This is a genomic window from Dokdonella sp. GW821-FHT11D02 (genome assembly GCF_058808595.1).
In genome coordinates this window covers 1,955,485-1,972,859 of sequence record NZ_CM179520.1, presented here as the reverse complement: position 1 = coordinate 1,972,859, position 17,375 = coordinate 1,955,485, and the positions used below count along the sequence as shown (strand labels likewise).

Genomic DNA, 17,375 nt, shown 5'->3' with positions numbered 1-17,375 from the left:
ATGCGATTCACCATCCAACGCGTAGGCTGCGCCGGTTTTTCCGACAGGATCAGACGGATGTTGCGTAGCGTCGTTTTCTTCCTCGCCACGGCCGGCGCGGCGTTCGCGCAGGCACCCTCCCCGCCCGTCGCGAGCGCGGCCGCCAGCGTCGACACGCCGGTGATGGACACCGTGCTGGTCACCGGCGAGCAGCCGGGACCGGGACTTTGGAAAGTGTCCAAGGACGATCACACCCTGTGGATTCTCGGCACCTGGTCGCCGCTGCCGGCCGGCATGACCTGGCGCTCCAAGCAGGCCGATGAGCTGATCGCGCAATCGCAGGAAGTGTTGACCGCGCCGCGGCCGAACGTGGAGATCGGCTTCTTCCGCCGCCTGACTCTGCTGCCGGCACTGATCGGGGTGCGCAAGAATTCCGACGGCGACAAGCTCGAAGACGTGCTGCCGCCCGAACTGTACGCGCGCTGGCAGGTATTGAAGGAGCGCTACATCGGTCGCGACCGCGGCATCGAACGGCAACGCCCGATGTTCGCCGCGCGCGAGTTGTATCGCAAGGCGATCGGCAAATCCGGCCTCAGTTTGAAGAACGACGCGCAGTCGTTGGTGCGCGAGATCGCCAAGCAGCACGGCGTCAAGGTCAGCGAGGTCAAGGTCGAGATCGAGGTCGACGATCCGCGCCAGGTCATCCGCGAATTCAAAAGCTCGCCGCGCGAGGCCGACATCGCCTGCCTGCGCGCGACGATGGATCGCCTCGAAACGGATCTGGCCGCGATGAAGCTGCGCGCGAACGCCTGGGCCAGCGGCGATCTCGACGGCTTGCGCGACCTGCCCTACGTCGACCAGGACCAGACCTGCATCAGCGGCGTCGCCAGCGCGCCGGGCCTGCGCGAGCGCATCGCCGCGGCGCAGGTGCGCATCGCCGAGGAATGGAGCAAGGCCGCCGAAGGCGCGCTCGCGCGTAATGTCAGCACCTTCGCCGTGCTGCCGATGAGCGAACTCAGCAAGAGCGACGGCTGGCTCTCGCGCCTGCGCGCGAAGGGCTACACGGTCGAGGCGCCGGAGTGAAAGCGGCGCCGGACGAGGCTGCGGTGATCGCCGCGACCCGGCGCTGGATCGAACGCGCCGTGATCGGCCTCGGCCTGTGCCCGTTCGCACGCGCGCCGTACGCGCAGGAACGCGTGCGCTACCGCGTCAGCGCCGCGCGCGACACCGACGCGCTGCTCGCCGATCTGCGCGAAGAAGCGCAGCGTTTGATCGCCGCCGACGCGCGCACGATCGAAACCACCTTGCTGATCCATCCGCACGTCCTCGGCGATTTTCTCGACTACAACGATTTCCTCGACGCCGCCGAAGCGGCCCTGGTCGAACTCGACCTGGATGCCGAACTGCAGATCGCGAGCTTCCATCCGCACTACCAGTTCGGCGACGCCGAGATCGATGCGATCGAGAACTGCACCAATCGCTCGCCGTATCCGATCCTGCATCTGTTGCGCGTGGCCGGCGTCGAAGCGGCGATCGAATCGATCGCCGATCCGGGCGCGATCTACCGGCGCAACATCGACAGCTTGCGCCGGCTCGGCCGCGCCGGCTGGGACGCGCTGTGGAACGACGCGCGGGATATTTCAACTCGACGCGAGAGCGACTAGGATTTGCGCGGACGCGCGCGGCCATCCAGCGCCGAGCCGTCGTAGCCCCGTCCGTTTATTTCGAGGAGGCCTGTATGAAAGGCTTGAACCAGAAGAAGACCGAAAAGAAGAAACCGGAAAAATCGCTGAAGGAAAAGCGCGCCGAGAAGAGCGCCAAGAAGGCGGCGAAAGGCCGCTAGTGGCGCGTTCTTCGGGCTGAAGCCGGCCGCTTGGATCGGCGACGCGCTGAATATCGCCGCGTCGCTGATCGAATCGATGCTTCGGCTCGTTTCATCGTCGTTTCGCGCACGGACGCGCGAACGATGGTTTCGCAGAAAAACTTCCGCACCCGTGAGCCGCTTCAGTCGGCCGCTCCGAACACCGCCAACATTCCCGCATACGGCTTGACCATCATCGCCGGCGCGCCGGCGTAGCCGTCCGCATCGGTGTAGATGCGCGACAAGGTGCCGTCCAGATAAAGCGCCTCGCGGCAGCCAAGCTCGTCGCGGAACAGGCGCGCGAACGCGTGGAACGTGACCGGCGCGAGGCTGACCGCGAACAGCGCCTCGTCCGCCGTGCGCGCGCACACGCCGCTGCGCCACTTCAGGCTGTCCGAATCTTCCTCGAACAGCGGATTGATCTCGCCGCCGACCACCAGCATCGGACCCGATTGGGTGGCCACACGCGCATCGACGCCGCGGCCGTTCCAGTCGCCGGTCGCCACCACGGCGGCGCGGCCGCGGCGATCGATCGAGAACACGCCGTTGGGCTGCATCGAGAAATTGCCGGCGCGCGCGTTGCCCTTGGTCGTGTTGAGCGGACGCAGGGTCTGGCCGTCTTCGACGTACAAGCCGAGCGGACGGAACTGGCGGTCGTAGATGCCGGCATTGGTCGCGAACAGGAGCTTGCGTCCCTGCCCCTCGCCCCAGCGCTTGAGCGTGTCGATGCTGGCGAACGCGTTGCCGCCGTCGTCACGCCAATGCGCTTCGAGCGCGTCGTGCTTCAAGTCGACGCGGACGACGCGATAGTCGATCGCGTCCACGTGCAGCATGCGGCTGTCGAGCGCCGCAGCCGAACGCGCGGCGCCCGCCAGCACGGCCGCCAACACCACGGAGAAAACCCAACGCAGCTTCATGCACCGATTGTCGCTCAAAGCGGGCTTGCGATTGCGTTAACCGCGGCGACGATCGAGCAACGGCTACACTGTCGCCCTCTTCCCGAACGCGACCCCGCCCATGCCTTCGTTCGATGTGGTTTCCGAAGTCGACAAGCACGAACTGACCAATGCGGTCGATCAGGCCAACCGCGAACTCGGCAACCGTTTCGACTTCAAGGGCAGCGACGCGCGCTTCGAACTGGACGATTCGGTCATCACGCAGTCGGCGCCGAGCGAATTCCAGCTCAAACAGATGATCGACATCCTGCGCACGCGCCTGGCCGCGCGCGGCATCGACGTGCGTTGCCTTGACGCCGCCGACCCGGAGGTCAACCTCGCCGTCGCCAAGCAGCGGATCACGGTCAAGCAAGGCATCGAGCAGGCGGTGGCGAAGAAGATCGTCGCGGCGATCAAGGCGGCCAAGCTCAAGGTCGAAGCGCAGATCAACGGCGACAAGCTGCGCGTGAACGGCAAGAAGCGCGACGACCTGCAGATCGCGATCGCACTCTTGCGTAAGAGCGAGTTCGAAGTGCCGCTGCAGTTCGACAACTTCCGCGACTGAGCGCAAACCGCGCACGCACCGATCGCGGCGGAATCCGCGCCGGTGCACTACCGCAGCTCATGCCGACGCTCTAGCGCGGCGCTAGCGAACCGATAGGACCGCGCTTCAAGGCGGCGAAATCGGCACCGCCGATGCCGCTGGAGGCGTCGCCAGTGCGGCCGGCACGATGCGTTCGCCGGCCAGCGCCTGCGCGTTGCGCAACGCCTCCGCCCAGCTGTCGCGGCGGCCATAGGCGTGAAACAGACGCAGTTGCACCAAGGCGCAGTCGTAGTCGCGCTCGGCCCAGGCGACGACGCGGCCGGCCACACCGGCGGCCTGGTCGAGGCGTTCGTGCGCGATCAGCCACGGCGTCCAGCTCTCGGCCACCGTGCACAGCTCGGCCGGAATGCTGTTGTTCTGCGCGCTGGTGAAGGCGCGTTGGAACGCGGCGGCGGCCTCGCCCTCGCGCCCGCCGCGCGCGGCCCATTCGGCAACGGCGATGTTGAAGGCCGGCGCCGCGGTGCCGGCATCGGCGGCGGCCAAGCGCGGCTCGATCGTGCCGGGCTCGGCGCGACCGGCGGCGATCAGGGCGCGTTGACGCAACAGCACCAGATGCGCGTAGCGATCGAAGGACGGATCCACCGGCCAGGTGGCCAAGGCTTGCTCGGCTGCCGCGGCGGCTTCGGCGGCGCGCTGCGATTGCCAAGCCAGATCGGCCTCGAAATCGTAGAGATAGCGCTGCGCCTCCGCGCGGACGTTCGCGTGGCGCTCGCGCAGCTCCTTGCCGAGTCGCTGCGCTTCGTCGATGCGGCCGAGCGCGAGCAGCACACGTCCGCGCCGCCCACCGACGAGCAGCGCCAGCGCGGCGTCGCCGATGCGTTCGCGCAACGCCCACTGGCGGTCGCTGGCAGCGAGCGCCTCGGGCCAGCGCAGCAGCTGCGCGTACGCATCCAGCTGCGCCGTCGATACCGTCACCACGCGCTCGATCGCGCCGAACGCCTCGAAGCGTTCGATCGCACCGCTCAGATACGGCAAGGCCTGCTCGAAATGACCGCGCACCGATTCGAGCCGGCCCAGGTTCGCGTTCGCCTCGGCCACGCCCAAGCTGTCGCCGAAGCTGCGGTAGACGGTGATCGCGTGACCGAAATCGGCGGCCGCTTGGTCGTAGTGTTGCTGACGCAAGCGCACCAGGCCACGGCCGTTCAAGGCGCGCGCGAGTTCGGGCACGTCCTGGCGATCGCGCAGCGCGGCGATCGCAGCGTCGTAGTCGGCGCCAGCGCCGGCGAAGTCGGTGCGGCGGAAACGCACGTCGGCGCGGCCGCTCGCTGCGCGCGCCAACCGGCGCGGATCGGCCCGCACGGCCGCTTCGTCGAGCAGCTTGCTCAGCATGCCTTCGGCGACGTCGGGATGACCGCCGCGGAATTCGACTTCGGCCAGCAGCATGCGCGGCTCGGGCGCGTCCGCGTCGGCGCCAGACTGGAGCAGGCTGCGCGCCGTCGCCAATTCACCGGCGAGCAGGGCCGAGCGCGCCTGCTGCCAGCGTTCCTGCGGCGCGTCGTCCTCGACCGCGCCGCTCGGCGGCACGCGGCCGAGCGCCGCGGCGATCAGATCGGCCGCACGCCGCGCCGCGGTGGACATCTCGGCGTCCTGCGCTTCGCTGCGATGCGCGACGCCGCTGTTGTCGACAGCGTCGAGCTGCACGTTCCAACCCTGCGCGGTCTTCTTCGCCGCGCCGTGCACGCGCAGGCTCGCACCGAAAGCTTGTTCGATGCGCTTGTCGGCTAGCCCGGTGTCCTCGTCGCCGACGCCCTGCAGCGCCGCCAGCACGCTTTCGGCGGCGGGCACAGGCAGGCTGGCGCCGCGCAACCGGTCGGCGACCAGAGCCATCGCGCCGAGCCGCACCCAACCGAGTTCGCTGGTGGCGTCGACCCGCAGCGGCAGCACCACGACCGCCTGCACGCGTGCGGCGTCGCGGCGCTCGGATACCGCCGGGCCGCGCAGGAAGAAGAAGGCCGCGAACGCCAGCGCGAGCGCCGCGACGAGGGCGAGCGCGATGGCCGTTCGCAGCGCTCGGCTCTGGGCTGGCGGCGCCGCCGTCGATGCAGCCGGCGTCGGCAGTGCAGACGATTCCGGCGCGCTCGGCACGGGCGCGGGCGCTTCGACCGGCGCCGTCGCCGGCTGCTCGACCGTGGTCGCGGCGATCCAGCGATAGCCGAAGCCCGGCAAGGTGCGGATCGCGGTCTGCGTCTGCGCGTCGTCGCCGATCGCGCGGCGCACGCGCGCGATCAGCTGGCTGACCTGCACGTCGTCGACGTCGACCCGTCCCCACACCGCACCGACCAGTTCGTCGCGCCCGACCGCGCGCGCGCGCTGTTCGATCAGATAGGTCAGGCAGTCGTACACGCGGCGCGGCAGCGCGATCGGCGCGTCCTCGCGCCACGCTTCGCGCAGGGCCGGTGCCAATCGAAACGGCCCGAAACGGTATTCCATCCGCCAACCTCGCACTCGACAGCAAGCGCCTGCGACGGCCAGCGCACCGGCCTACTCTAGCGAGCGGCGTTGCATCTGTATTGACGCGCGGCGGCAGCGACACGGGCTGCCGCTCCTGTACTCGTCCGCCTGGCTCAAGCAGCCGGTTCGGACTCGAATACCGCCGCGATCTGCGCCGCATCCAGCGCCTGCCAGGCGCCGGACGGCAGGTCGCCGAGCGCGAGCGCGCCGATCGATTCGCGCCGCAGCGCGACCACGTGGTTGCCGACCGCCGCGAACATGCGGCGCACCTGGTGGTAGCGGCCTTCGCGGATCGCCAGCAGCGCCTCGCGCGCGCCGAGCGCGGTCAGCTGCGCCGGCGCCAGCGGCGTGGTTTCCGAATCGAGCATCAGCGTGCCGCTGGCGAACAGCGCGGCCTCGTCGCCGCGCAAGTCTTCGGCCAAGCTCGCGCGATAGCGCTTCACCACCTGCGCGCGCGGCGAGATGATCCGGTGCAGCAGCGCGCCGTCGTCGGTGAAGAGCAGCAGGCCCGAGGTGTCGCGGTCGAGCCGGCCGACGCTCGACAGCTGCGGATCGCGCTGGCGGAAACGCGGCGGCAACAAATCGTAGACGAGACGGCCGGCGTCCTTGGTCGAACAGGTGTAGCCGACCGGCTTGTGCAGCATCAGCGCGAGGCCGGGCGGCGGATCGAGCGGCTCGCCGTCGAGGCGGATCGCGGCGTGCTCAACCTGATCGTCCGCGTACAGCACCTCGCCACTCGCGTCGGTGACGCGACCCTCGCGGAACATCGCCGTGACTTGCTTGCGACTGCCGTAGCCGAGATTGGCGATGCGTTTGACCAGCTTCATGCGCGCGCGGTCAGTTCTTGCTGCGGGTGAGCAAGTCCTTCAGGCCCGCGAACGGATTGCTCGTCGCCGCGGCCGCCGCCGCTTCGGCGTGATCGCCCTCGACGTGGTCGATGTAGCGCGAGTGCTCGTTGTCGTGGCAGTACACGCACAACAGCTCCCAATTGCTGCCGTCGGGCGGGTTGTTGTCGTGGTCGTGATCGCGGTGGTGCACGGTCAGCTCGCGCAGGTTCTCGCGCGTGAAGCTGCGCGCGCAGCGGCCGCACACCCACGGATACATCTGCAGTGCGCGCTCGCGGTAGCCGTGCCCGCGCTGTTCGGCGGCGCGGCGCGCCTGGGCGACGATGCGGTCGAGTTTGCCGTTGTCCATGTGAAGTTCGTTGATCGCGTACACGCGGCACGCTCGGCCGCGGCGCGACGATAGCGCAAAGCCGCCGGCGCGGGCGACCCCGGCTGCCGCGCGACCGCGTTTACTGGCACTCTGCCGAAAACCACACCAACCCACCGATGACCGCATCGATACGCTGGTTCCCGCTGTTCTGCTCCGCCCTGCTCGCCTGGAGCGCCGGCGCTGCGGCGGCCGACGCTGCGCTCGCTTCCAACGCCGACATCGAAGCCTCGCTGCGCGAGCTGCTGGTCGCCTCGCCGTACAAGCTGTCGGTGCAGGCGCGCGCCGGGACGATCCGCTACGTCTTGGAAGCGCGCGCGGGTGCAGCGGCCGACGCGGCGTGGAGCTGGCCGGAAACCTTCGAGCAGCACGCGCAGACGCAGGGCGCGCGCACGCTGCTGACGGTGTGCAGCGACTGCGGCCGCGAAACGGCGCCGTCCGCTGCCGAGTTGAAGCGCTATCTCAGTGCCAACGCTTGGGTCGACAGCGACGCGGCGAGCGTACGCGCGTTCGCGCGCCAGGCCGGCGGCGGCGCCTCGGTCGACTCGCGCATGAGCGCGCTGGTGCTGGCGATCCAGAAACACATGAACGGCGCGATCGACTATCGCCGCTACGCCGGCGCGAGCGAGGCCTTGGCCTCGCGCGAGGGCGACTGCACCGAGTTCGCCGTGCTACTCGCTGCCGCCGCGCGGGCGCGCGGCATTCCGGCGCGCGTGGTCGCCGGGCTGGTCTACGACAGCCGCTTCCTCGGCCGGCCGCACGCCTTCGGACCGCATCTGTGGGTGCAGGTGTGGACCGGCGAGCGCTGGCGCAGCTACGACGCCGCGGTCGGCCGCTTCGACGCCGGCCACCTCGCGCTCGCCCTAGGCGACGGCCGGCCCGAAGATGCGCGCGGCGTGATGGAACAGATCGCGCGCCTGCGCATCGTCGACGCCGCCGGTGTGCTGCCGGCGGCGGACGAAGGCAAGGCGATCAAGGATTCGTCGACGCCGCTGCCTTGACCATCGGCAGATCGGGCAGGTCCGAATCGTCGACCCACTCGGCGGCGTGCGGATCGCTGACGCCGCCGGTGATCGTTACGCTGCTCAGCGACTGAGCCGCTTCGGCTTTCGCCTTCTCGTCGCATTCGGGACCTTTGGATTTGTCGCCGAACAGGCCGGGCTTTTCGACCGAACTTTGCGCCGCGTTCGCGGCCGGATCGTTCGGCAGCACCTCGATCGCCAGCGCGGAAGCGGAAACCGACATCGCCAGCGCCGCACCGAGCCGCACGCCGAGCCCGCGCGCGACCGGACGGCGCCACGACACGCAGATCGAGCCGTTCGCCTGGCGCAGCAACGCGCGGCGCTGCGTCTCGTCGAGCGCATCGAGCGCGTGCACGGTTTTCTCGCAGCGCGCACAGTAACCGTCGATGCGCTCACGCTCGTCGATGCCGAGCGGACAGGGTTGATCGATCTTCGGAAAGCAGGCCATGGGCAACTCCGTTCGTGGCGACGCCGGCGGCATCGTTCTACCACGGCGATTTGCAACGGACCAGATCGCGCGGCGGGGTTGAGGCACGCGATCGAGGCGTCGAAGACGTGCCGCCGTACGCTTCAATGCAGCAACAAATCCTTCATTGCCCGAAGTAGACTCCGCGCGACCAACCACGGGAGGGGTCTCATGTCTCTGATGTCGTTCTGGCTGCCGATTCTGTTGTCGGGGGTCTTCGTTTTCTTCGCCAGCGCGGTGATCAACATGGCGCTGAAGTTCTGGCACATGCCCGATACCAAGGGTTTCGCCAACGAGGACGAGGTCGCCGCGGCGATCCGCCGGAACCAGCCGGCGCCCGGCGTCTACATGCTGCCGTTCTGCGACCCGGCCACGTTCAAGGACCCGGCGGTGCAGGCGAAATTCAACCAAGGGCCGGTGGCGAAGGTGTACCTCAGCGCGAACGGCATGAAGAGCCTCGGCGCGCACCTCGGCGCCTGGTTCCTGCTTTGTCTGGTGATCTCGATCGCCTGCGCCGGCCTCGCCGCGCACGCACTGCCGCCCAACCCGGGCACGCACGCGATCTGGCACACGGTGGGCCTGGCCGCCCTGCTCGGCTATTCCTTCGGCGAGCCGACCAATTCGATCTGGCGCGGCCAGCCCTGGGGCGTTTCGATCAAGTACGCGATCGACGGGCTGGTCTACGCGATCATCACCGCGGCGACCTTCGCTTGGCTGTGGCCGGCGGCGTAACGAACCCGTTGCGGCCATGAAGAAACCGGCGCATCGCGCCGGTTTCCGCAAGCCACGCCCGGAGTCAGGCCGACATGTTCCTCAGCCGCTCGGCCACGATGCCGGCGCGGCCCGCGTCGGCAACGAGGCCGGGCAGCCCGTTGAGAAAATCGCGATGACCGAGCAAGTCGGCGAAGCCTTTGCGTACCGCATCGCGTAGCGCCGCCGGCGCATCCGCCAGCTCCTGCGCCAACTCGGGCCGACCGTCGACGATGTTCAGGATGTCCTCGATGTCGTGACTCGCGAGAACGTCTTCGTTGCCGCGTCCGGCGAATGCGGCGAGCTTGGTCGCGACGAAGGCAGGCGCTGCGATCAAGCGAATTTCGACGCCTTCGCCCAGTGCGACGTGTTCAGCAGTTCTGACCGCTTCGGCATACCAGGGATTGGAAAAACCGAGCACGGCGGCATCGATGGGCATCAGATCGAACAGCACGCCGGAATCGATGTGAATCCATCGGCACACGATGCCGCTTTCGACATCTCGCCGAAAACCGTGCGCAGCCAACTCTTTCTCGATCCTCTGGAATCGCGGCAGGCCGTCGACGTCGACGATCGCATCGACGTCTTTGGTCGCGCGGACTCCTTCCGCTGCGGGATCGGACAGCAGGAGTTCCGCCGTCGCCCCACCGACGAACACGACCCGTTCGCACAGCTCACCCAGCGCCACTGCGATCACGCGCAGGTTGGCGAGATTGGGCGTATCACGCGGCATCGGCGTTCTTCAGCCGTTCGTCGAGCAGTTTCGCCGCCAGTGTTCGCTCGCGCGCACGACCGCTGCGCAGGGCATCGACCAAGGCGAGCACAGCGTGCAGGGAGGGATCGGCCAGGGCGGCCGCTGGCGCATTGCGACACAGCGGAGACAAGCTCGGTCCCTTCGACTTTCCTTCCGCATGCGCCCAGACCGGCGCCTCGCCCGGCGCGCTGCTGATGTGCTGCGACAACGGCGGCGCACCGAACGACGTCGGCACGCCGCGGCGCGGCGCGCCGAGCGTGGCCGGAAACGCGTAGCGCACGCCATGCACCGCGAACTCGAACAGTGCGCTGCGCACCGCTTTCCATTCGCCGCGCGATTCGGATGTCGCGAGCCCTGCGAGCAAGCTGCGCTGAACGCTGCGATGAACCTGCGAAGCGCTCATCTGCAGAGTTTCGCCGAGGCTCGCATACGTCCACGAGCGCTGCGCATGAACGGCACGCTTGAGCACGACCAAGAGGTCCTGCGGCTTCAACTCCACGGCACGCATTCCATATTCCGGAATATGGAATATCGAGAAATAATACAGCCCTGTCAACTACCTGGCACGAGAATGCGGCAGATGCAAGGCGTGACTCAACGCGCGTTGCGCTTGGCCTTCGGCGTGTAGTCGGGCACTTGCTTGCCGGCGGCCGCCGGCTTCGGCGCAGTCGCTTTCTTCGTCTCCGCCGCCTTCCTCGTGTCCGACTCGCCGCCGCCGTTGGAGCCGCGCGAACGCAGCCACGCGGCGTACTCGTCCAGATCGCCGTTGAACTCCTCGACCTTGCCGTCGGCGACGCGCCAGTAGGTCTCGCAGACCAGGCCGGTCAGATGGCGGTCGTGCGAGACCAGCACGATCGCGCCGTCGAAGTCGCTGAGCGCTTCGGCCAGGGCTTCGCGCATCTCCAGATCGAGATGGTTGGTCGGTTCGTCGAGCAACAGCACGTTCGGCTTGCGCCAGGCGATCAGCGCGAGCGCGAGACGCGCGCGTTCGCCGCCGGAGAAGCCGTCGACCACTTCGAACGCGCGCTCGCCGGGGAATTGCCAGCGGCCGAGGTAGTCGCGGAAGTCCTGCGTCGACACACCCGGCGCGATCTCGCGCAAGTGATCGATCGGCGTCTGCCCTTCGTGCAGCGATTCCACCGTGTGCTGGGCGAAGTAGCCGAGCACCATGTCCGGGTGCGCGGTGCGCTCGCCTTCCAGCAGCGGCAGTTCGCCGACCAGGGTTTTGACCAGGGTCGACTTGCCGGCGCCGTTCGGACCGAGCAGGCCGATGCGGTCGCCCGCTTCGAGGCCGAACTTGACGTTGCGCAGGATGGTGACGTGATCGCCCTCTTCCGGCACGTCGTGATCGGACGGGCCGGCGTGCGCATTGCCGTCGAGCCGGTAGCCGGCGTCGACCGCGTTCAAGCGCAATAGAGAATGCGGCAGCTTGGCCGGTTGCGCGAAGTTGATGCGGATCTCGCGCTCGGCGCGCACCGCTTCGGTGCCGGCCAGCTTGGCCAGACGCTTGACGCGCGACTGCGCCTGCTTGGCCTTGCTCGCCTTCGCCTTGAAGCGGTCGATGAAGGCTTGCAGATGCGCGCGTTCGGTCTGCTCTTTCTCGAACGCGATCTGCTGTTGACGCAGGTGTTCGGCGCGCTGGCGCTCGAAGCTGGTGTAGTCGCCGCTGTAGAGCTTGGCGCGCTGTTCGTGCAGATGCAGCGTGTGCGTGCAGAGGCCGTCGAGGAACTCGCGATCGTGCGAGATCATCAACAGCATGCCGGGATATTTCTGCAACCACTGCTCGAGCCACAGCACGGCGTCGAGATCGAGGTGGTTGGTCGGTTCGTCGAGCAGCAGCAGATCCGACGGCTGCATCAGCGCACGCGCGAGGTTCAGGCGCACGCGCCAGCCGCCGGAGAATTCCGACACCGCCATGCGATGGGTTTCCGGACGGAAACCGAGGCCGTGCAGCAAGCGTCCGGCGCGCGCCTCGGCGTCGTAGCCGTTGATCTCGGCCAGCTTCTGATGCGCGGCGGCGACCGCGTCCCAGTCTTCGGCCGCGCTCGCGGCTTTCTCGGCTTCGAGGATCGCGTGCACTTCGTCGTCGCCGGAGACGACGAAATCGATCGCCGCATCCGGCAACGACGGCGTTTCCTGCGCCACGCTGGCCAGACGCAAGCGGTTGGGCAGATCGATGTCGCCCTTGTCCGGCTCGACCTCGCCCGTCACCACCGCGAACAGGCTCGACTTGCCGCAGCCGTTGCGCCCGACCACGCCCACTTTGGCGCCGGCGTGCAGGGCGACGTCGACCTCGGACAAGAGCAAGCGTTCGCCGCGGCGCAGGGCGAAGTTTCGGAAAGCGATCATGACGGAGGACTTCGGAACAAAGACGCCTATTGTAGCCGGTCGCTCAAGCCGATTCCGCCGCGCTCGCGCGATCTGCGGCGAGCGCCGCCGGCTCAGCCGGCTTCGACCGCAATCGTGCCGGCGTAGAGCAGCGCGGTTTCATTTCGCCGCGTATGCGCGCCGATCGTGACGCGCGCGCCGGCCGTCGCCGACCCGAGCGCATGCGTGAACTCCCAGCCGGCCGTGGCCAGGCGTGGATCCGCGAACGCCGCGCTCACGTCCGGCCGTGCCACGCCGGTCATGCAGGTATGACGCTGCCCGTCGATCTCGATCTCGACGCGCTCCACCGCGCCGTCGTCCAGCGACGCCGCCCAGCCTTGCAGGTGCAACCGGCCGTCGGTGCTGAGGCGAGCGCGATCCAGCCAACCCCAAGGGCCACGTCGAAACTCGGACAAGACGGACAGATCGCGCTGCGGATCGGCGGCGACGATGTACAGATCTTGCTCGTGCGCGAGCGCCTTCGGCAGCCGATGCACGGCACGCCGGTCGGCGACCGCCGCGTGCACCGCGTCGCGCACGAAGGCGGCGTCGGCATAGGTGGTGCCGTAGATGTCGGTCGCGAGTTCCGCGTTCTCGCTCGCGTGCGCGTAGAGGAAGCCGCCAGGCGGCGGCATTTGGCCGGGCGGCAGCAGGGCGACGTCGCGCACGCTGAAGCAGAGCGTGCCGCGCGGCGTCAGCAGCGCGAGCAGACGCCGCAGCCAGGCATGGAAGAGCGTTTCGGGCAGGTGCGAGAACAACGAGGCGACCCAGATGAAATCGAAGCGGCGCTGCGGATCGAAGCGCGCAGGATCTTCGTGCGAGGCGATCGCGCGCACGCCGAACGCATCGGCCGCGAACGCGACCGCGTCGGCTTGCAGTTCACTGGCCCAAATCTGCTGCGGCGGCAACGCGAGTGTGAGAAAACGCAGCAGGCGCCCGTAGCCGCACGCGAAATCCAGCACCTCGAGCCCGCTCGCTTGCTCGCCGTACAACAGCCGCAGGATCTGCTCGGCGCTGGCGAACTGCTGCACGGCGATGCCGAAGTACTGGCTGAAGGCCGCGCCGGCGTCGCCATGATGGCGCAGCGAATGCAGCAGCATCTGATCGCGCGGATGGATGGACGTATTGAACGCCGGCAGCGCCGATTGCGGGTCGATGCCGCGGCAATGAGCGAGCACCGCGCGACGCCAGCCGTCGTCGGCGCACATCGCGCGAACCTGATCGAGCTGCGACTGTTCGATTGCCTGCACGCCCACTTCCCCGCTCGTAAAAGAAGCGAGTATAGGCGCGGCGGCTCGGCTTTCTGCGGCGATCAGCCGACGCCGGCGAGACGCTCGCGCGCTTGCGCCGCGATCTCGAACGAACGCACGCGCGCGGCGTGATCGTAGATGTTGGCGGTCAGCATCAGCTCGTCGGGGCGGAAGCGCTCGACGAACTCGGCGATGCCGCGTTCGACCGTAGTCGGAGCGCCGACCACGGCGCAGGCCAAGGCTTGCTCGACGCCGAATTTCTCGGTCGGCGTCCAGTAACTTTCGATGTCGTCGATCGGCGCCGGAATCAGCCCGGGCCGGCCGCGGCGCAGGTTGGTGAAGGCCTGCTGCAAGGTGGTGAAGAGGCGGCGCGCCTCGGCGTCGGTTTCCGCTGCGACCACGTTCAGCGCGAGCATCGCGTACGGCTGCGCCAGATGCACGGAAGGTTGGAATTCGCGCCGATACAGATCGAGCGCCTGCGCCATTGCGTCCGGCGCGAAATGCGAGGCGAACGCGAAGCGCAGGCCCAGCGCCGCGGCGAGCCGCGCGCTGAACAGACTGGAGCCGAGCAGCCACACCGGCACCTCGATGCCGGCACCGGGTACCGCGCGCACCGGCTGGCCCGGCGCGGCGGGGGCGAAGTAGCCGAGCAATTCGACCACGTCGTTGGGAAACGCTTCGGCGCTGTCGAAGTAGCGGCGCAGCGCGCGCGCGGTGGCCTGATCGGTGCCGGGCGCGCGGCCGAGGCCGAGGTCGATGCGGTTCGGATACAGCGAAGCCAAGGTGCCGAACTGCTCGGCCACCTGCAGCGGCGCGTGATTGGGCAGCATCACGCCGCCGGAGCCGACACGGATGGTCGAGGTGCCGCCGGCGACGTGGCCGATCAGCACCGCGGTGGCCGCGCTGGCGATGCCGGGCATGTTGTGGTGCTCGGCCAGCCAGTAGCGCAGATAGCCGAGGCGTTCGGCGTGGCGCGCGAGGTCGAGCGTGTTGCGGAACGACTGCGCCGCATCGCTGCCTTCGCACACCGGCGCGAGATCGAGAACGGAGAAAGGAATCACGGCGAAGTCCTGACCGACGAAGCGGACGAGATGAAGGCGCGGCCGCCTTTTTCAAACGTCCACCCGGATCTGCGTCGATCTTCCGCAGCACTTGACCGCCCTGCGCGAATTGCCGCATAAGTTCGCGTTCGCTGCACGTGTTCGGCCATGTCGCTGTATCGATTCACCGGCTTCGCCCTCGATCCGAAAGCCCGCACGCTGCAACGCGCAGGCGAGCCGGTCGCGGTCGAGCCGCGCGTGTTCGATCTGATCGTCTACCTGATCGAACAGCGCCAGCGCGCGGTCGGCCGCGACGAATTGATCGCCGCCGCCTGGGGACGGGTGGATTGCAGCGACGCAACCCTGGCGCAAGCCGTGCTGAAGGCCCGCCGGCTGCTCGACGACGACGGCCATGCGCAGCGAGTGATCCGCACGCTGGCGCGCTTCGGTTACCAGTGGGTCGCGCCGATCGCGCTCGAAGGCGACACCGCCGCGACGCACCTCGTCCCTGCCGGGCTCGCGAGTTCTTCCGATTCGCCGCCCTCTGCCGCTGCATCCGCAATCGTCGCCGACGCATCGCTGCGTCGCTTCGGTCTGCGCCGCCGGAGCGTCGCCGCCGCGTTGATCGGCCTCGCGGCAATCGCGGTTCTGACCGCATGGATTTGGCGCTCGCCGACGCATGACGCCGTGCGCGCGCGCCCCGTTCCCGGCCTCGTGCTGGTCGCGCCGGCCACCGTGCGCAGCGCGATCGCCCAGGATGGCTGGATGCGCCTGGGCCTGATGGCGATGAGCGCCGACGCGCTGCGCGACCTGCCCCGACATTCGCTGGTGCCGAGCGAAAGCGTGCTGGCGGCCGTGGCGGCCGCGCCGAACGCCTCGGCGCAACATCTGCGTGAAGCGACCGGTGCGAGCACCGTCGTGCTGATCGAGGCGCAACGCAGCCTGGCGCAATGGACGCTCAACGCGACCCTGCTCGGCGCAGACGGACAAGCACAGGTAGTCAGCGCCGAGAACGGCGACGCGGCCGCGGCGGCGGCAGCGCTGGCCGAACGCATCCGCGCCGCGCTCGGCGGCGGCGATCGCGGTGAGTCGTCGAGCACGCCGGAGGTGCTGGCGACCGCGGCGCGCATGCAGGCCGCCATCCTCGAAGGGCACGCCGAGCGCGCGCTCGATCTCGCCGCGGCCTCCGGCGTCGAGGCCGAACCCGAAGTCGCTCTGTTGCGCGCGAAGGCACTCAATCGGCTCGGCCGCGCCGATGTCGCGAGCACCGCGATGCGCACCTTGATCGCGCGCGCCGGCAGCGCACATCCGTCCTGGCTGCCGACCGCCTGGAGCACGCTCGGCTACGGCGAACTGCTGCTCGGGCACGCCGACGCCGCGCAGCAGGCGTTCCGCACGGCGATCGCGCAGGCCGGCGGCGATCGCGCCGAACTCGCGCGCGGCTGGCGCGGCCTCGGCAACGCGCAGGCGGCCGGCAGCGCGTATGCAGACGCCGAAGCCAGTTTCCACCGCGCACGCTTCGAGCTGGGCGAGGACGGCGATCGCCTGTTGCTGGCGCACATCGACGACGATCTCGGCACCACCGCCGCACATCGCGGCCGCTACGACGAAGCGATCGCGAGCTACCGCCGCGCGGCCGACGCCGCCGCGGCGATCGGCGCCACCGAGATCGAACTCGGCGCGCGCATGAACGTGGCGCTGGCGCTGGACGAAGAACTGCGGCACGCCGACGCCTTGGCCGTCTGGCGCGAGCTGCTGCCGCGGCTGAACGCGCTGGACTATCCGGCGATGCAGCGCTTCGCCACCGTCCACTACGCCGAAGCGCTCGCCGAAAGCGGCGCCTTCGCCGCGGCACGCACCGAACTCGATCGCGCCGCCGACAGCACGACCTCCGACAACGCGCTGTCCGACGCGCGCCTCGGTGCGCTGCGCGTCGAGCGGGTGCTTGGGGACGAGGCGGCAGTGCGCGCGCCGGCGCTGGAGATCGCGCAGAAAGCGGCCGAGCCGGGCACGCGCATCGGTGCGGCGTCGGTACGACTGATGAGCGACCTCGCCGTCGACGACCTCGCCGCCGCACGCGCCGACGCAGCCTTGCTGACTGCGGCCGGCGAGCCGCTCGACGGCCCGACTCTGTCGCTGGCGCTGGTAGCGCGCGCCGCCCTGCACCTCCGCGACGGCGACATCAATGCAGCCCAGGCCGACTATCGAGACGCGCTCGCCCAGGTCCGCGACAACGGCTCGCCCAGGCAACTGCGCGACGTCGCGATTCCCTATGCGAGCCTGCAACTGGCGCAGGGCAACGAAGACGCCGCGCGCATGCTGGCCGGGTTGATCGAAGCACACGCCGACGACGACTTCGCGTCCACCTTGCTGCTGGCGCGCCTCGCCGCGGCACGCCAGCCCGCCGCCGCGGCACATCTGTACGAACGCGCCCGCAAATTGGCCGGCGCACGGCCGCTGCCGCCGCTCGATGCACCGTGGCGCCCTGCGCTGGCCGTTACTGCGACGCTGCACTGAGCGGCCGATCCGCCGGCGCGGGTGCTGCGCCGGCGCCGAAAAAATCCAGCCGCGGCCGCATGTTGATCGATTCTTGATCGTTCCTTGAAGGCACGGCGGCGGCGGCGGACTAGCCTGCGCACGCTTTCGCAGCGCCGCTTCGCGCGGCGCCCGCTCCCCGCCCTATG

General features: G+C 69.1%; 16 protein-coding genes. 6 read left to right on the top strand and 10 right to left on the bottom strand.

Features of this window, described 5'->3' with window-relative positions; translation table 11 throughout:
- The first annotated feature begins 57 nt into the window (after positions 1-57).
- Positions 58-1,062 (top strand): TraB/GumN family protein, encoded by a 1,005-nt coding sequence (locus AC3QL3_RS08290; RefSeq protein WP_492897907.1) that lies wholly within the window; start codon positions 58-60, stop codon positions 1,060-1,062.
- Positions 1,059-1,643, top strand: coding sequence for a DUF1415 domain-containing protein (locus tag AC3QL3_RS08285; protein ID WP_492897906.1), 585 nt, complete (start codon positions 1,059-1,061; stop codon positions 1,641-1,643). The genes AC3QL3_RS08290 and AC3QL3_RS08285 overlap by 4 nt, the downstream gene beginning before the upstream one ends.
- A 340-nt stretch (positions 1,644-1,983) precedes the next feature.
- On the opposite strand, the gene AC3QL3_RS08280 is transcribed toward AC3QL3_RS08285, so the two are convergent.
- Positions 1,984-2,757 (bottom strand): phosphodiester glycosidase family protein, encoded by a 774-nt coding sequence (locus tag AC3QL3_RS08280; protein ID WP_492897905.1) that lies wholly within the window; start codon positions 2,755-2,757, stop codon positions 1,984-1,986.
- A 100-nt stretch (positions 2,758-2,857) separates the two neighbouring features.
- Between AC3QL3_RS08280 and AC3QL3_RS08275 the strand changes: the two genes are divergently transcribed.
- Positions 2,858-3,340 carry a YajQ family cyclic di-GMP-binding protein gene (locus AC3QL3_RS08275; RefSeq protein ID WP_492897904.1) on the top strand — a complete coding sequence of 161 codons (483 nt, stop codon included), beginning with the start codon at positions 2,858-2,860 and terminating at the stop codon, positions 3,338-3,340.
- Between the two features lie 105 nt (positions 3,341-3,445).
- Here the strand turns inward: AC3QL3_RS08275 and AC3QL3_RS08270 are convergent, their stop codons facing one another.
- From AC3QL3_RS08270 to AC3QL3_RS08260, 3 genes are all read right to left on the bottom strand, one after another.
- The gene (locus AC3QL3_RS08270) at positions 3,446-5,809 is read right to left on the bottom strand and encodes a winged helix-turn-helix domain-containing protein (protein ID WP_492897903.1); all 2,364 of its coding nucleotides are present in this window, start codon (positions 5,807-5,809) and stop codon (positions 3,446-3,448) included.
- A gap of 134 nt (positions 5,810-5,943) precedes the next feature.
- On the bottom strand, positions 5,944-6,657 hold the full coding sequence (locus AC3QL3_RS08265; protein ID WP_492897902.1) for a pseudouridine synthase: 714 nt from the start codon (positions 6,655-6,657) through the stop codon (positions 5,944-5,946).
- 10 nt (positions 6,658-6,667) lie between these two features.
- Positions 6,668-7,024, bottom strand: a complete 357-nt coding sequence (locus AC3QL3_RS08260; RefSeq protein WP_492897901.1) for a YajD family HNH nuclease — start codon at positions 7,022-7,024, stop codon at positions 6,668-6,670.
- Between the two features lie 137 nt (positions 7,025-7,161).
- Here AC3QL3_RS08260 and AC3QL3_RS08255 point away from each other — a divergent pair, with 137 nt between their 5' ends.
- Positions 7,162-8,043, top strand: coding sequence for a transglutaminase-like domain-containing protein (locus AC3QL3_RS08255; RefSeq protein ID WP_492897900.1), 882 nt, complete (start codon positions 7,162-7,164; stop codon positions 8,041-8,043).
- Here the strand turns inward: AC3QL3_RS08255 and AC3QL3_RS08250 are convergent.
- Complete coding sequence (locus AC3QL3_RS08250) at positions 8,015-8,512, bottom strand: hypothetical protein (protein WP_492897899.1); 498 nt, start codon at positions 8,510-8,512, stop codon at positions 8,015-8,017. The genes AC3QL3_RS08255 and AC3QL3_RS08250 overlap by 29 nt on opposite strands.
- A gap of 189 nt (positions 8,513-8,701) precedes the next feature.
- Between AC3QL3_RS08250 and AC3QL3_RS08245 the strand changes: the two genes are divergently transcribed.
- Positions 8,702-9,262, top strand: coding sequence for a hypothetical protein (locus AC3QL3_RS08245; RefSeq protein ID WP_492897898.1), 561 nt, complete (start codon positions 8,702-8,704; stop codon positions 9,260-9,262).
- A 64-nt stretch (positions 9,263-9,326) separates the two neighbouring features.
- Here AC3QL3_RS08245 and AC3QL3_RS08240 read toward each other — a convergent pair whose 3' ends face one another.
- From AC3QL3_RS08240 to AC3QL3_RS08220, 5 genes are all read right to left on the bottom strand, one after another.
- The gene (locus AC3QL3_RS08240; protein ID WP_492897897.1) at positions 9,327-10,013 is read right to left on the bottom strand and encodes a hypothetical protein; all 687 of its coding nucleotides are present in this window, start codon (positions 10,011-10,013) and stop codon (positions 9,327-9,329) included.
- Positions 10,003-10,542, bottom strand: coding sequence for a MarR family transcriptional regulator (locus AC3QL3_RS08235; RefSeq protein WP_492897896.1), 540 nt, complete (start codon positions 10,540-10,542; stop codon positions 10,003-10,005). The genes AC3QL3_RS08240 and AC3QL3_RS08235 overlap by 11 nt, the downstream gene beginning before the upstream one ends.
- Before the next feature lie 86 nt (positions 10,543-10,628).
- Positions 10,629-12,383, bottom strand: a complete 1,755-nt coding sequence (gene abc-f, locus AC3QL3_RS08230; RefSeq protein WP_492897895.1) for a ribosomal protection-like ABC-F family protein — start codon at positions 12,381-12,383, stop codon at positions 10,629-10,631.
- 92 nt (positions 12,384-12,475) lie between these two features.
- On the bottom strand, positions 12,476-13,651 hold the full coding sequence (locus tag AC3QL3_RS08225) for a methyltransferase (protein WP_492897894.1): 1,176 nt from the start codon (positions 13,649-13,651) through the stop codon (positions 12,476-12,478).
- 62 nt (positions 13,652-13,713) lie between these two features.
- Positions 13,714-14,712: an LLM class flavin-dependent oxidoreductase gene (locus AC3QL3_RS08220; RefSeq protein ID WP_492897893.1), complete on the bottom strand. Its 999-nt coding sequence runs from the start codon at positions 14,710-14,712 to the stop codon at positions 13,714-13,716.
- Between the two features lie 147 nt (positions 14,713-14,859).
- Between AC3QL3_RS08220 and AC3QL3_RS08215 the strand changes: the two genes are divergently transcribed.
- Entirely contained in the window at positions 14,860-17,208 is a 2,349-nt protein-coding gene (locus tag AC3QL3_RS08215; RefSeq protein WP_492897892.1) for a winged helix-turn-helix domain-containing protein, read from the top strand.
- Positions 17,209-17,375: the final 167 nt, after the last annotated feature.

What these genes read in the sequence shown, in the direction of transcription:
- AC3QL3_RS08290 (WP_492897907.1), top strand. Translation starts at nt 58, where the DNA reads ATGTTGCGTAGCGTCGTTTTCTTCCTCGCCACGGCCGGCGCGGCGTTC.
- AC3QL3_RS08280 (WP_492897905.1), bottom strand. Translation starts at nt 2,757, where the DNA reads ATGAAGCTGCGTTGGGTTTTCTCCGTGGTGTTGGCGGCCGTGCTGGCG.
- AC3QL3_RS08275 (WP_492897904.1), top strand. Translation starts at nt 2,858, where the DNA reads ATGCCTTCGTTCGATGTGGTTTCCGAAGTCGACAAGCACGAACTGACC.
- AC3QL3_RS08270 (WP_492897903.1), bottom strand. Translation starts at nt 5,809, where the DNA reads ATGGAATACCGTTTCGGGCCGTTTCGATTGGCACCGGCCCTGCGCGAA.
- AC3QL3_RS08265 (WP_492897902.1), bottom strand. Translation starts at nt 6,657, where the DNA reads ATGAAGCTGGTCAAACGCATCGCCAATCTCGGCTACGGCAGTCGCAAG.
- AC3QL3_RS08260 (WP_492897901.1), bottom strand. Translation starts at nt 7,024, where the DNA reads ATGGACAACGGCAAACTCGACCGCATCGTCGCCCAGGCGCGCCGCGCC.
- AC3QL3_RS08255 (WP_492897900.1), top strand. Translation starts at nt 7,162, where the DNA reads ATGACCGCATCGATACGCTGGTTCCCGCTGTTCTGCTCCGCCCTGCTC.
- AC3QL3_RS08250 (WP_492897899.1), bottom strand. Translation starts at nt 8,512, where the DNA reads ATGGCCTGCTTTCCGAAGATCGATCAACCCTGTCCGCTCGGCATCGAC.
- AC3QL3_RS08245 (WP_492897898.1), top strand. Translation starts at nt 8,702, where the DNA reads ATGTCTCTGATGTCGTTCTGGCTGCCGATTCTGTTGTCGGGGGTCTTC.
- AC3QL3_RS08240 (WP_492897897.1), bottom strand. Translation starts at nt 10,013, where the DNA reads ATGCCGCGTGATACGCCCAATCTCGCCAACCTGCGCGTGATCGCAGTG.
- AC3QL3_RS08235 (WP_492897896.1), bottom strand. Translation starts at nt 10,542, where the DNA reads ATGCGTGCCGTGGAGTTGAAGCCGCAGGACCTCTTGGTCGTGCTCAAG.
- abc-f (WP_492897895.1), bottom strand. Translation starts at nt 12,383, where the DNA reads ATGATCGCTTTCCGAAACTTCGCCCTGCGCCGCGGCGAACGCTTGCTC.
- AC3QL3_RS08215 (WP_492897892.1), top strand. Translation starts at nt 14,860, where the DNA reads ATGTCGCTGTATCGATTCACCGGCTTCGCCCTCGATCCGAAAGCCCGC.